Origin of the sequence: Azospirillum sp. CT11-132 (assembly GCF_047302835.1) — a bacterium.
Lineage (GTDB): Bacteria > Pseudomonadota > Alphaproteobacteria > Azospirillales > Azospirillaceae > Azospirillum.
Genome location: NZ_JBGLZA010000005.1, coordinates 897,759 through 911,383, shown reverse-complemented (window position 1 = coordinate 911,383; position 13,625 = coordinate 897,759). Strand labels below are relative to the sequence as shown.

The 13,625-nt window shown below is 66.0% G+C and carries 13 protein-coding genes; 10 read left to right on the top strand and 3 right to left on the bottom strand.

Annotation, left to right across the window (positions count from 1 at the left end; all coding sequences use genetic code 11):
* Nucleotides 1-5: 5 nt before the first annotated feature.
* The 10 genes from ACCD06_RS23860 to ACCD06_RS23815 are packed head-to-tail and all read left to right on the top strand — an operon-like array spanning nt 6 to nt 10,620.
* Nucleotides 6-1,607 (top strand): chemotaxis protein CheW, encoded by a 1,602-nt coding sequence (locus ACCD06_RS23860; RefSeq protein ID WP_413343988.1) that lies wholly within the window; start codon nt 6-8, stop codon nt 1,605-1,607.
* A gap of 22 nt (nt 1,608-1,629) precedes the next feature.
* Nucleotides 1,630-2,703: a chemotaxis-specific protein-glutamate methyltransferase CheB gene (cheB, locus tag ACCD06_RS23855; RefSeq protein WP_413343986.1), complete on the top strand. Its 1,074-nt coding sequence runs from the start codon at nt 1,630-1,632 to the stop codon at nt 2,701-2,703.
* Between the two features lie 22 nt (nt 2,704-2,725).
* Nucleotides 2,726-3,355 (top strand): HEAT repeat domain-containing protein, encoded by a 630-nt coding sequence (locus ACCD06_RS23850; RefSeq protein WP_413343984.1) that lies wholly within the window; start codon nt 2,726-2,728, stop codon nt 3,353-3,355.
* Between the two features lie 3 nt (nt 3,356-3,358).
* Complete coding sequence (locus ACCD06_RS23845; RefSeq protein ID WP_413343982.1) at nt 3,359-4,237, top strand: CheR family methyltransferase; 879 nt, start codon at nt 3,359-3,361, stop codon at nt 4,235-4,237.
* A 32-nt stretch (nt 4,238-4,269) separates the two neighbouring features.
* The gene (locus ACCD06_RS23840; protein ID WP_413343980.1) at nt 4,270-4,644 is read left to right on the top strand and encodes a response regulator; all 375 of its coding nucleotides are present in this window, start codon (nt 4,270-4,272) and stop codon (nt 4,642-4,644) included.
* The gene (locus tag ACCD06_RS23835; protein WP_413343978.1) at nt 4,641-7,244 is read left to right on the top strand and encodes a chemotaxis protein CheW; all 2,604 of its coding nucleotides are present in this window, start codon (nt 4,641-4,643) and stop codon (nt 7,242-7,244) included. Before ACCD06_RS23840 ends, ACCD06_RS23835 begins: the two co-directional genes overlap by 4 nt.
* Nucleotides 7,244-7,492 (top strand): hypothetical protein, encoded by a 249-nt coding sequence (locus tag ACCD06_RS23830; RefSeq protein WP_413343976.1) that lies wholly within the window; start codon nt 7,244-7,246, stop codon nt 7,490-7,492. The genes ACCD06_RS23835 and ACCD06_RS23830 overlap by 1 nt, the downstream gene beginning before the upstream one ends.
* A complete protein-coding gene (locus ACCD06_RS23825; protein ID WP_413343974.1) occupies nt 7,489-8,322 on the top strand; it encodes a ParA family protein in 834 nt (277 codons plus the stop codon). The genes ACCD06_RS23830 and ACCD06_RS23825 overlap by 4 nt, the downstream gene beginning before the upstream one ends.
* Nucleotides 8,319-8,693, top strand: coding sequence for a response regulator (locus tag ACCD06_RS23820; RefSeq protein WP_413343972.1), 375 nt, complete (start codon nt 8,319-8,321; stop codon nt 8,691-8,693). The genes ACCD06_RS23825 and ACCD06_RS23820 overlap by 4 nt, the downstream gene beginning before the upstream one ends.
* 34 nt (nt 8,694-8,727) lie before the next feature.
* On the top strand, nt 8,728-10,620 hold the full coding sequence (locus ACCD06_RS23815; protein ID WP_158281969.1) for a methyl-accepting chemotaxis protein: 1,893 nt from the start codon (nt 8,728-8,730) through the stop codon (nt 10,618-10,620).
* Between the two features lie 440 nt (nt 10,621-11,060).
* Here ACCD06_RS23815 and ACCD06_RS23810 read toward each other — a convergent pair whose 3' ends face one another.
* The 3 genes from ACCD06_RS23810 to ACCD06_RS23800 all read right to left on the bottom strand — a co-directional run bounded on the left by ACCD06_RS23810 (nt 11,061) and on the right by ACCD06_RS23800 (nt 13,461).
* Nucleotides 11,061-11,912 (bottom strand): IS5 family transposase, encoded by an 852-nt coding sequence (locus tag ACCD06_RS23810; RefSeq protein ID WP_413343970.1) that lies wholly within the window; start codon nt 11,910-11,912, stop codon nt 11,061-11,063.
* A gap of 110 nt (nt 11,913-12,022) precedes the next feature.
* On the bottom strand, nt 12,023-12,664 hold the full coding sequence (locus ACCD06_RS23805; protein WP_146205479.1) for a hypothetical protein: 642 nt from the start codon (nt 12,662-12,664) through the stop codon (nt 12,023-12,025).
* Nucleotides 12,643-13,461 carry a hypothetical protein gene (locus ACCD06_RS23800; protein ID WP_146205480.1) on the bottom strand — a complete coding sequence of 273 codons (819 nt, stop codon included), beginning with the start codon at nt 13,459-13,461 and terminating at the stop codon, nt 12,643-12,645. The genes ACCD06_RS23805 and ACCD06_RS23800 overlap by 22 nt, the downstream gene beginning before the upstream one ends.
* Nucleotides 13,462-13,625: the final 164 nt, after the last annotated feature.

Below are 13,625 nucleotides of genomic sequence, written 5' to 3'. Positions count from 1 at the left end.
AAGCGATGGCAAACCCCATTGACGTGGGCGCGGACGGATCGGCTCCGTCCGCCGCCCCCGGAGCCGATGCCGCCCGTGGCGACATTCAAGCCGACGGGCAGGCCGACAACCGGCAGTTCGTGACCTTCACTGTGCGCGGCGAAACCTTCGCCGTGCCCCTGGCCGAGGTTCAGGAGATCATCCGCCTTCCCGACATGGTGCAGGTGCCGATGAGCCCGCGCAGCCTGGAAGGGCTGGCGAACCTGCGCGGCACCGTCCTACCGGTCGCCAGCCTGCGCCGCATGTTCCAGGTCGAGGATGCGGAGCACGACGACGCCACCCGCGTGGTCGTCATCAACAGGGGCGTTCCCGTCGGCTTCATCGTCGACCGCATGGCCAGCGTCGTGTCGGTCGAGCCGGCGGACATCGAAACGGTGGACGGCATCCGCTCCACCGTCGCCGCCGATCTGCTGGCGGGCATGATCAAGCACGGGTCGGCGATGATCCAGATCCTGGACCCCGCGCGGCTGATCGAACAGGAGTTCCGCGGCTTCGGTGCGCGCCGGACCTCCGCCGCCGAGCTCGACGCAATGCGCGGGGGTGATGCGGGGCAGGACCGCGAGGCGGTGGACGAGGTGCAGCTGGTCAGCTTCGAGGTGGCCGGGCAGGAATATGCCCTGCCGATCGAGGACGTGCAGGAGATCGTGAAGGTGCCAGCCAGCATCAGCCACATCCCCAACAGCGACTCCCACGTCGTCGGCGTGATGACCCTGCGCCGGCGCCTGTTGCCGCTGGTCAGCCTGCGCCGCATGTTCGGCCTGCCGGCGACCGGGCTGGACGAGCACAACCGCATCGTCGTCGTGTCGCTGGGCACGGACGCGGATGGCGGCGAAAGCGGCGGCGGCTCGGTCGGCGTGGTGACCGACACCGTCAAGGAGGTGCTGCGGGTAAACCGCAGCCTCGTCGACAGCATGCCGGCCCTGCTCAACCGCGGCGGCGCGAAGGGTGAAATCCAGTCGATCTGCCGGCTGAAGGACGGCCAGCGTCTCGTCTCCATCCTGACCGCCGACCGCATGTTCCGAAACGCCGACCTGAGCGAGGCCGTCGCCGCCCAGGGCGACGGCGGGGAGATCAGCATGGACAGCAGCAACACGCGGCCGGGCGCGGTCGACGACGAGGAGCAATTCGTCGTCTTCCGGCTGGCGCAGGAGGAATATGGCGTCCCCATCGACAGCGTGCAGGAGATCGTCCGCGTTCCCGACGAGCTGACCCACGTCCCGAAGACCCCGGACTTCATCGAAGGGGTGGTGAATTTGCGCGGCACCGTCCTGCCCGTCATCGACCAGCGCCGGCGTTTCGGCCTGCCCGAGACCGCGCGCAACGACCGCCAGCGCATCATGGTCTTCACCATCAACGGCGTACGGACCGGCTTCATCGTCGACAGCGTGTCGGAGGTGCTGAAGATCGCCCGCTCCGTCATTGGCCGCGCACCGGAGCTGTCGGCGGAGCAATCGTCGCTGATCACCCGCGTCGCCAACATCGAACGGCAGAAGCGGATCATCCTGCTGCTGGACGTCGACCAACTCCTCGACAAGAAGGAGTTGGGGGCGCTGGTCCAGGCGGCCTGACCGGAGCTGGGGCGACTTTGGCATGGTCAAGCTGCTGATCGTCGACGATTCCGCCCTGATGCGGCGGTGCCTGCGCGAGATCTTCGAGGCCGAAGCCGATTTCGAGGTGGCGCAGGCCCGCAACGGCCGGGATGCGCTGGAGCAGATCGAGGGCTTTCGTCCCGACGTGGTGACGCTGGACGTCAACATGCCGGAAATGGACGGCCTCACCTGCCTCAGCGAAATCATGGCCCGCGAGCCGCGGCCGGTGGTCATGGTCTCCTCCCTGACCGCTGAAGGGGCGGAGGTGACGCTGGAGGCGCTGGCGCTCGGAGCGGTGGACGTCATCCAGAAGCCGGACGGAACGGTGTCGCTGCACATCAACCGCATCAGGCACGATCTGGTGGCGAAGGTGCGCGCCGCGGCGGGCGCCCGCGTCCGCCGCGCCCGCACCCTGGCCCGCCGCCTGCGCAAGCAGAGCGGCCGCCCCGGCCCGGCGAAGTCCCTGCCCGCTCGCCAGCCTTTGCCGCCGCTGCGCACCGCCACCCAAGGACTGATCCTGATCGGCGTGTCCACCGGCGGTCCCCGCACGCTCGAAGAGGTGCTGCCGCGTCTGCCGGCCGACCTGCCCTGGCCGGTGCTGGTCGCCCAGCATATGCCGGGCGCCTTCACCGGCGTCTTCGCCCAGCGCCTGAATACGGTCTGCGCGCTCGACGTGGTGGAGGTCGGCAAGCCCACCGCCCTTCAGCCCGGCCGCGTCTACATCGCCCGCGGCGATGCCGACATGGTGGTGGAGACGCGCCTGGGCCGGCTGACCGCGGTGCCGGTGCCCAGCGACGAGGCGCATCTCTGGCATCCCAGCGTCGCACGGCTGGTGGACAGCGCCATGCGCCAGCTTCCCGCCGACCGGCTGATCGGCGTGATGCTGACCGGCATGGGCAACGACGGCGCCGCCGCCATGGCCGAACTGCGGTGCCTGGGCGGCCGCACCATCGCCGAAGACGAATCGACCGCCGTGGTCTTCGGCATGCCGGCCGACCTGATCCGCCGCGGCGGTGCCGATGCCGTGCTGCCCTGTGGCGATATCGCCAGCCAGCTCCTGCGCTGGCTGTCCTGACGGAAGAAGGACAATACTGCAAATGCCGCTCGTCAAGAAGCCGACCCTTCCGGCCCCTGAACCAGTGCCGGACGACTCGTTCCCAGACGATTGGGACCTGCCGGCCCGCCTCGCCGCGCCGGCGGCATCGGTCCGGCGCGCCGCCGTACGTGCCTTGGCCGAAACCGGAGGCGACGATGCCGCACGCACGCTGTGCGGACGGCTGGCGGTGGAGACGGACGGCCCGGTCCGCGAGGCGATCTTCCTGGCGCTTGCCGCCATCGGCGGGGACGAGGTGGCGGCGGGCCTGCTTGCGCTGCTGCGCCACGAGGACCCGGCGTTGCGCAACGGCGCCATCGAGACGCTGCAGCAGCTTCCTCAACCGGTGGCGCCCCGCATGGAAGCCCTGCTGGCCGACCCCGATTCCGACGTGCGGATCTTCGCCGTCAACGTGGCGGGCAATCTGCGTCATCCGGACGTGGAGCGCTGGATGCTGTTCGTTTTGAGAGGCGACAGGCACGCCAACGTCGTCGCCGCCGCGATCGACACCTTGGCGGAGGTCGGCACGGAAGCCGCCTGCGCCGATCTGGAGCAGGTGGCGCAACATTTTCCCGGCGACGCTTTCCTCGCCTTCGCCCAGCGCACCGCCCTGCGCCGCATTCGCGGAGGCTGAGCGATGCCTGGCCCGCAGACCATGCCCCAGCCGCAGGGGATCGCGATCTCCGAAGAGGATTTCGCCCGCTTCCAGGAGTTCTTCTACCGGAAGACCGGCATCTCCTTCGACGCGAAGAAGCGCTACTTCGTCGACAAGCGTCTGGTCGACCGGGTCGAGGCGCTGAAGCTGCGGGACTTCCGCGAGTATTTCACCCACCTCCGCTTCCAGGTCTCGGGGGAAGAAGTCCAGACCCTCATCAACGCGATGACGGTCAACGAGACCTATTTCTACCGCGAGGAATACCAGTTCCGCTGCCTGGTGCAGTCGATCCTGCCGGAGCTGGTGCGGCGCAAGGCTGCGGGCGAGCGGCTGCGCATCTGGTCGATCCCCTGCTCGACCGGGGAGGAGCCCTATTCCTTGGCCCTCTATCTGCTGGAACATTGGGAGCATGTCGACCGCTTCGACATCGAGATCGTTGCGTCGGACATCGACACCAAGGTGCTGGAGGCGGCGCGCCAGGGCCGCTATGGCGAGCGCGCCCTGCAATACCTGCCGCAGGCGACGCGGCGCCGCTTCTTCTCACGCGTTGCCGAGGACACCTACCAGATCATCGACGATCTGCGGACCTCGATCGAGTTCACCACTGTGAACCTGAACGATCCGCTGCAAACCCGGCGGCATCGGGATTTCGACGTCGTCTTCTGCCGGAACCTGCTGATCTACTTCGACGACCTGTCCAGGCGGCAAGCGGCGGACACCATCTTCGACGCCCTTCAGCCGGGTGGCTTCTGCTGCCTCGGCCATTCGGAATCGATGAGCCGCATCTCCCCCCTGTTCCGCGTCCGCCGGTTCCCGGACGCCATCGTCTACCAGAAGCCGGACCGTGGGGAAGAGCCATGATCCTGCCGTTTCCGCGCCCACAGGAGGCCGCCATGAAGCGTGTGCTCGTCGTCGACGATGCCGCGACCGTTCGTCTCTATTACCGCGACGTGCTGGAGGCCGCCGGCTTCGCCGTCGAGGAGGCCGTGAATGGGCTGGAGGGGCTGGAAAAGGCGCTGGCCGATGCCTTCGACCTGTTTCTGGTCGACGTCAACATGCCGAAGATGGACGGCTACCGGTTCCTGTCGACCGTGCGGCGGGAGCCGGCGCTGCGCCCCGTGCCGGCCATCATGATCTCCACCGAGGCGAAGGACAGCGACGCCATGCGCGCCTACGCCGCCGGAGCCAATCTCTACATGGTCAAGCCCGTGCAGCCCGACGCCCTGGTCCGCACCGTGGCGCTGATGACCGGAGGTCCGGTGTCATGAGCGACCTTCTCGGCCAATTCATCTCCGAAAGCCGCGATCTGCTGGAAAAGGCGGCGGAGGGCCTCCTGGCCCTGGAAAAGGCGCCGGACGACGGCGAGCTGGTCAACACCATCTTCCGCTCGGTCCATACGCTGAAGGGCGCCTCGGGCTTGTTCGAGATCGCGCCGCTGACCCGCCTGGTCCATGCCGGCGAGGATCTGCTGGGCGCGGTGCGCGCCGGAACCCTGATGCTCGATCCCGGCACGGTCGACCTCCTGCTCGACGGGCTGGACCAGGTCGGCCGCTGGCTCGACGATCTGGAGGCCGCCGGCTGCCTGCCCGACGGGGCCGACTCCCTGTCGGACGGCATGGTGGCCCGTCAGCGCGCTCTGCTGGGTGCGGTGACCGCGGCCGACGGCGTCGTCACAGTGGCCGCCGGCGTGGCGCAGACCGCCGCCCCCTGGCTGGCGGACTTCAGCGAGGCCGAACGGCTCGCGGCGATGGAGCGCGTGCTGGACGGTGCCCGGGTGTGGGCGGTCGAATACCGGCCCGACAGCCAGTGCTTCTTCAACGGCGAGGATCCCGTCCATCTCGCCCGCCAGTTGCCGGACCTGCTGGCGCTCCGCATCGCCCCGCTCATGGAGCTGCCGGCGCTGGCCGACTACGACCCCTTCGTCTGCGCGGTCCGCTTCCAACTGCTGACCGCTGCTCCGGGCGAGGCGGTTCGGGACCTCTTCCGCTATGTGGAGGAGCAGGTCGACATCGTCGGGGTGGAGCCCCGGCATCTGGTCCTGCTGGACGGCGACCGGATCGACGGACCGCTCTACGAGGATTTCGCCGAGAATGCGCTGGGCTGGCTGGAGCGCGGCGATGCTCCTCGGCTGCGGTCGGCCGCGCGGACCCTGCTGGGGCTGACCGGCGCCGCCACCCATCAGGCATCGGGCCTGCGCGCCCTGCTCGCGGCGCTGGGAGCCGACGATTGCAGCCGTCCTCTGCCCGGCTGGCTGAACGCCCTGGTCGAGGCCATCGCCAGCGGCGCTGATCCGGATTGGACCGCCGCACCGCTGTCAGCCGGAGCCGCCGAACCGGCTGGAACCGCTGTCGCGATTGGGCTCGACGATGACAGCCGAACGATCCTGCGGGCGCAGCTCCGTCTGCTCGACAGCCCCTGCGCCGCCGAGGTTCGCCTCGGCCATCTGGAGGCCGCGGCGGCCGCCGTGCGCAACATCCTGCGAGCCGGTGGACATCACGACGACACCCTGGAAGGGACACTCGGCAAGGCTGTCGGGGACAACGATCCGGCGAGCCTGCGCGCCGCACTGTTCGCCCTCCTCGGCGTGGAGCCGGCCGCGGTGCCGGCCGTCGTTCCGGAGAGCGCATCGGAGCCTGCGCGTGGAGGAAGCCGCCCGGCCGAGCGCATGCTGGAGGAGGTGCGTACCGAAACCGCCGCGGCGCAGAAGGTGCTGAAGGTCGACCAGGGCAAGGTCGATTCCCTGATGAACCTGATCGGCGAGCTGGTGGTTGCCAAGAACGGCCTGCCCTATCTGTCGCGGCGGGCGGAGCAGATTTATGCTTCGCGCGAGATGGCGCGGGAGATCAAGGACCAGCACGCCGTCATCGACCGCATCGCGCAGGAGCTGCAAGAGGCCATCATGGCGGTGCGCATGCTCCCCGTCGGCCAGATGTTCCAACGGTTCCCGCGTCTCGTCCGCGATCTCGCCCGCCGACTGGACAAGCGGATCGAGCTGGTGGTCACCGGCGAGGAGACCGAAGCCGACAAGACGGTGATCGAAAGCCTGGTGGACCCGCTGGTCCACATGATCCGCAACGCCATCGACCACGGCATCGAACCGCCGGAAGACCGCCTTGCCGCCAGCAAGCCGGAGACCGGTACCATCCGCCTGTCGGCCTGCCAGGAGAACGACCGCGTCGTCATCGAGGTGTCGGACGACGGCGCCGGCATCGACCCGGCGACGATCCGCCGCAAGGCCGTGCAGCGCGGCCTGCTGGCTGCGGAGGCCGCGGAGGCGCTGTCGGACGCCGACGCGGTCAATCTGGTCTTCGCCCCCGGCTTCTCGACCAAGGAGCAGGTGTCGGACCTGTCCGGCCGCGGCGTTGGCATGGACGTGGTCCGCACCGCGGTGGAGAAGGCGGGGGGAACCGTCACGCTGACCAGCACGCTGGGCGGCGGGACAGCGGTCCGGCTGGCGGTGCCGCTGACGATGGCCGTAACCCGCGTCATGTCGGTGGACGTGAGCGGACATGCCTTCGGCGTCCCGATGGACATCATCGCCGAGACGGTGCGCATCCCCCAGGCCCGCATCCACAGCATCCGCGGCGACGAGGCCTTCGTCCTGCGCGACACGGTGGTGCCGGTGGTCCGGCTCGGCCGGCTGCTCGACCTGCCGGAGACGGCCGAACGGCCGGAGGAGGAGGCGGTGATGGTCGTCCGCTTCGGCAAGGAACGGCTGGGCGTGGTGGTCGACGGCTTCCGCGAGAGCCTGGAGGTCATCGTCAAGCCGATGGACGGCATCCTGGCCGGGATGCCCGGCTATTCCGGCACGGCCCTGCTCGGCGACGGCCGCGTCCTCCTCGTCCTCGACCTGAAGGAGTTGGTCTGATGCCGATCCGCTTTGAAAAGACCATGGCCGTGCTGGAGGGGGTGTGCGCCGTCGAGGAGGCCGAAAGCCTGCTGGACTGGCTGAAAGGCCGCAAGCGGCCGCGCGTCGACCTCGGCCGCTGCGAACACCTGCACACCGCCGTCCTGCAGTTGCTGATCGCGGCGAAGCCGGCGGTCGTCGCCTGGCCCGAGGATGCCGAATGGCGGCGCTGGGTCGTCGCGGCCTTCCCGGCGGAGGTGCCGTCATGACCGCCGCATCCGCCTGTCCGCAGGTGCTTGCCCTGTCCAACCGCAAGGGCGGAACCGGCAAGACCACCACCGCGGTCAATCTGGCCGCCGAATTCGGCCGGCGCGGCCTCCGCACGCTGGTCGTCGACCTGGACACGCAAGGCCATGCCGCCTGCGGGTTCGGCGTGAAGCCGGCCCGGGGAAAGCCGCGTGCCCATGATACGTTGCGCGGCGACGGTGTTCCGCTTGCCGATGCCGTGGTTCCCACCGACCAGCCGAACCTGTGGCTGGCTCCGGCGGACGAACAGTACGAGGAGGCCGACCGCCCGACACCCGCCCGGCGGCTGGCGGAGGCGTTGGCGCCGCTGCGCGGCCGCTTCGACAGGATCGTCATCGACACGCCGCCGTCGCTGGGCGGCACGCTGGTCAATGCACTGACGGCGGCCGATGCCGTGCTAGTGCCGCTGCTGCCGCATCATCTGGCCGGCGAAGGCGTCAGACAGCTGAGCCGGCTGTTCTTCCGCGTGGCGATGGAACACAACCCGGATTTGCGTCTGCTCGGCATCGTTCCGGTGATGGTCGACCGCCGGCTGAACCTACACCGGCAGGTGATCTCGGCAATGAGCCGTCAGTTCGGCGCCGACCGCATCTTCACCGGCATCCGCGCCGACATCCATCTTGCCGAAGCCTTCGCCGCCGGCAAGCCGATCGCCGCCTACCGGCCGCGCAGCCGCGGCACGCTCGACCACAGCCTGCTCGTCGACGAGATCGACAGCTTGTCCACCCACGGGTTCGACCGCCGGCCGGACCGGCACATCCACCCGCTTACCCGTACCGGAGCCCCGTTATGAAGCCGATTTTCCTCGTCGACGACAGTCCTACGATCCTGATGAGCATGACCGACATCCTGACCAAGGCCGGCTATGCCGTGGAAAAGGCGGCGAACGGTCCGGAGGCACTGAAGAAGGCGCAGGGCGGGCTGCAGCCGGCGCTGGTCATCACCGACTACCACATGCCCGGCATGACCGGGGTGGAGCTGATCCGCGAGCTGCGCAAGCAGGCCGGGTTCCGCTTCACGCCCATCCTCGTGCTGACCACTGAATCCCAGCAGGACAAGCGGACCGAGGCCAAGTCGGCCGGCGCCACCGGGTGGCTGGTGAAGCCGGTGGCGAGCGATCAGCTGCTGCAGGTCATCAAGCAAGTCGCCCCAACCGCACGCTGACACGGACCCTGCACCGACACACACGGAATCGATCATGTTCGGGTTGACCATCTCCGAGTGGCTGCGATTGAGAGCATTGCGGCGCCTGCAACTCCTCGACACGCCGGCGGACCCGCGCTACGACCGCATCACCAACCAAGCTGCCCGCCTGTTCCGTGTTCCAACCGCCCTGGTGTCGCTGGTCGACAGCGACCGCCAGTGGTTCAAAAGTCGGGTTGGTCTCGAAGCACCAGAAACCCCACGAGAGATCTCCTTTTGCGCGCAGGCGATCAAGGGTCAGGATCCGCTCGTCATCCTGGACGCCGCAAACGACGTGCGATTTGCCAACAACCCCCTGGTGACTGGAGCTCCGGGCATCCGCTTCTATGCCGGCGCGCCGCTGACCAGCTGTGATGGTCACCGGATCGGCACCTTGTGCGTCATTGACGACAAACCTCGCAGCGAGTTCACCGACGCCGACCGGACACAGTTGGTCAGGATGGCTCAGGCCGTGATGGACATTGCGCAAGCCCAATATCTGCCTGTGCAGCGCATGAAGACGCTCGTTGGCGCGGGGCTTGGGCTTCAAATCCTCGTTCTTTCCCTGCTGATCTGGGCGTTTGGTTCAACCTGGGTGGACCTCCTTGGCATAATCGGTCTGCCGGTGTCGGCTGCCATGGCTTTGGCGACCGCCAGTTTGCTGGCCATTGGACTGGCGGTGCTGCTCCTAGTGCTGGAAAAATTCACTGTTGCCGCTGCATTCAGCGATCTGGTACCCAAAATTCCGCTCGTTATCAGCGGGGAAAGCTATTCGGGAAAACACGCCGACGAGGCCATTGCAGCCATCGATGAAGACATCACCTATTCGCGGTCTTGCCTCATCAAAGCCGGCATTACAGAGGACTTGGACAATCTCCCATCTCTGTTCTCTGCTCGGCGCAAACACATGGAAGCCTTGGAATCCCGTGCCACCAGTGCCGCTGCCGCAGTGTCCGATGTTCCAGGATTCTGCGACGTGACCGGCGCCCATCTGCGCACCGTGGTCGACCAGACGGAAAACGCCGCCTTTGCCATCCTTGGGCAGCTGCGCGACATCGATGCCCATGTCGTTCGCCTCGTGGACTTCATCCGCCGCTCCGACCGGGAGTCGACGGCGCTGATAGACGGCTCCGGAGAGAGCATCGCCCGCAACCGCGACTGCATCGACACCCTGCAGCGTTACCTGGAAGAACGGTTGCAGGACGCCATGCACGACCGCAATCGGTTCTCGGAGATCGTTCAGGTGGCCGATGGGCTGGAAAGCTCCATCGACGCCATCACCCGCATCCTGTCAGCCACCAACATGCTCGCGCTCAACGCCACCATCGAAGCCACCCGGGCAGGCGAGTTCGGTCACGGCTTCAAGGTCGTCGCTGCGGAGGTGAGGGAGCTATCGCAGCAGACCTCAGTCGCGATCCGTCATGTGCATGAGGGCATCTCCAAGATGCGCCAAGCGATCAATCACCAGATCAACGGCCAGCAGCTGGAACAGAAGGTGGAGAGCGAGCGTGCCATGCTGACCGGCTTGACCGACCAGCTGGTCGGTATGTCCGACCGGTTCCATGGGGTCGCTCACTACCAACGCAGCCTGCTGGAGGAACTGGACCGTGCCGGTCAGGGGATTGCCGAGGTGATGATGAATGCGATGGGGCAGGTCCAATTCCAAGACATCGTGCGCCAGCAGGTCGACAGCATCCTGGCGGGGTTGGACGGGCTGCGCCGTTTCAATGACAGCCTGGCTGCTCATCTGGAGGTTGGGGGAGATGGAGCCCCGACCGACCTCAAGGCCGTTCTCGAGACGATGACGCGAACCTATGTCACCGAGGTCCAATGGCGCCGCCATGAGGAGGTGATGACCGGCACCATGGGGCGCCCCGCTGACGGGCTCCCTGCCATAGAGCTGTTCTAGGGAGACTGCAGGACAGCCGTCTGTGGCACTGTGGAGATGTAGGTGAATGCATCTGGTACCACGCAGATCGGATAGCCCACCGCCAAGGTGGCAGAGGGCTCCCTCCAACTCTGCCGACGAATTGTCCGGCAAGGCTGCCGGCATGTTCATAGGGCTGCCCCGCCTACCGCTCACATGAGTATCGTCCGCTGCAGCCGTACATCGCAGGGGCAGTCGCCCGCCGAAGTACGGTAAGCCACTCCGCTTCTGATCTTTGATCCGTCCGGCATTGGAAATCCCCTGTGTTGCGTGGTCCCTTTGGGCAGTCCCTGATCATGATGCGCCCCGACGTTGCCAAACTCGCGGTACTTTGGGAAACCGGTCTCCTCACGGGGATCGCCGTAATGGTGGCGTTGTTGCATAAATCGGACTGTGGGCAAATTTCCGCAATCTCCCGGGTTTCAGGCGAGTTTGCGTGAGACCGGCATTCCGAGGCTGGTCATCCGATTAAGGACGGCGCAGGCGATCCGGGCCTCGATCTTCTGAGCAGGCAGACTCCTGGCCCGGAGGCTCCGTCCGATGAGAACCTTGTAGCGGAAGAAAACCGTTTCCACGAGGGCGCGCCTTCCATAGCCGGTCGTCGCCTGCCAGCTCATTCGGCCCTTCTCGACGATCTGCTGGATGTGGTGGTCGCGCTGAGTGGGAGTGGTGTCGGCCTTCTGGCCCGGCACAGCCATGGCGCGGGGCGGGATGATCACCGCGGCAGTGGGGTGCCGGTCGGAAATGGCACGGTAGACGGGCTCTCCATCATACGCGCCGTCCGCCAGCACCGCGCTGACCGGGCCGGGTATGTGGTCGAGCAAGGGGCCGACCTGAGAGGCGTCGCCGTCCTCGGTGGTGGTCAGCTCCGCAGCCAGGATGTCACCGCTGTCCGGATCGATGGCGATATGTAGTTTTCGCCAGCTCCGGCGTGGCTTTCCGCCGTGCTTTTCCAAGTGCCACTCGCCGGCTCCGACCATCTTCAGGCCTGAGCTGTCGATCACCACGGTCATAGGGCCGATCGGCTTGACCAGCGCAGCCGCCAGCGACAGGCGGGCACTGCGTCGGGCCAGCGTTGTGTAATCGGGAACTGGCAACGCCATGCCGAGGATCTGGACAATGGAGCACAGCAACCCCTCCGTCTGCCGCCATGGGCGCCCAAAGGCCAAACGCAGCATCACCCCGGTCTCTATGGCGATGTCCGAGTAGGCTGCTGGACGGCCTCTCCGGCCGGTGACGGCGCGGTTCATTGTGCTTATACGGCATGCGGGCACTCGGCGGCGGAGCCCATCTCTATACCGGCTGCGCCGACGTCCCGTACCACAAACCGGATTTATGCGACAACGCTATCTCGCTCCCAACAAACCGCAGCCAAACATAAATCTTATTGATTTACCACATTGTATCGCTTTAGCTCAGCGCGAGACAACCAGTGAACTTCAGTCTTATGGGTTTCAACTATTGGCGTCATAAGCTCAAGACTCACAGACATTTCGACTAGATACTTCGCTTGGATTGCCGCGATACGAGCCGCCCACTGTTCAACGAACGGAATAACATCTCGAGCCCCGCTGGCGCCATAACGTCGGATCAGCGCGGTTATAGTTGCCAGCAGTTCCGGATCGACCTCCTTGGCCGACATATGCACTCCAATCCGGCCGTCCACGTTCCGAAAAACGCCTCCAATGAATGCATAGGCGCAAGCGCTGGCACAGTCCGCACCTGCTGGCACCCGGGTTGCCAAGCCTGTTTTCCTTAGATATCGACCTATGGCCAGTCCAGCACCAAGGGATCCACCCTCTGATGACAGCCACACCTCGTCAACGCGCCCTGCCCGCTCCACGGCCCTGATAAAGCGCTTATCATCGTCCAGCATAAACTTGCCAGTGGCGAGCAGGATTTGCTCATTTCCCGCCATCTGCTGCTTGAACTCCAGTGCGTCGGCGCCTCGGTAGGCGCCAACGATCCAGATGATTAAGGCAGCCATGACCGCCCATGTTCGAATCACGCGGCTCGCCGTGTCCAACCGACCGCTCCTGGAGCCCGACAATATTCGACTTGGTCGGCCTGCTCTTTACCATCGACATAGACAACTTCCCGCGCGGTCTTGCACACCGTCTCCATCTGAAGGGGTGAAGGCTCGATCGCAGAAGCTGGCTTCGGAACCTTTTCTACCGCAACAGAGGCAGTCTGCACCCTCGCCGGCTTGTCTACGTTCTTGGCGCGCGATGGCTTCGGAGCAGAGCTCTCCTGCTGCCCCCTTGAGGCAGGAGCGGGCATAGTGTCCGGAACCAATGCGAGATAACGCTCTCGACTGATCTCGACCACACTGCCGTTGCTTGGGCACCGCTGCGCCTCCAACCGATACGGCCTGCCGTTTCCAGGATCGCAATAGACAACCGGCCCGGTATAGGTTGTTTCCGAAACGGGAATGGTAACCGTTTGCCCTGCAGGCGTCGGCATCGCAGTCGTAGGAACGGTGCGGGTGCCAAGAATTTCGGTCCGGCCATAGACCGTCGTTGGATTCTTGGGGCTGGCCCAATAGATCGTTGAACCATTCCCATTCAAGGCCGCCTGCGTGGCCTCCTGTTGCTTGGCTCGATCGACGTCATCGATGATTTGGCCGACCATTGATCCGGCGATGAAGCCGGCGACACCACCGAACAGGGCGCCGCCAGCCGCACCCATATCGCTATGCCCTCCAATGGCCGCCCCAACAACCACTCCCAGAACGGTTCCAATGGCACCGCCCGCCTCCTTAGCGCTCTGCGCGTTGCAGCCGCCGAGAAGAATAGCTGCGCTCAATGCCGCAACGGACGCCACCTTACGATATCCACTCACAACCACCCCCACACGGTGTAACACCTTTGTGGATGATGCCATGGGTTGCGCTATCGAAGTCAAGATCGCCATGCAAAGCACAGTCACCCTCTTCAACCGACTGGTACCGCTCTCGGCACGAAACCAACGCAATCCCGCAACGCACA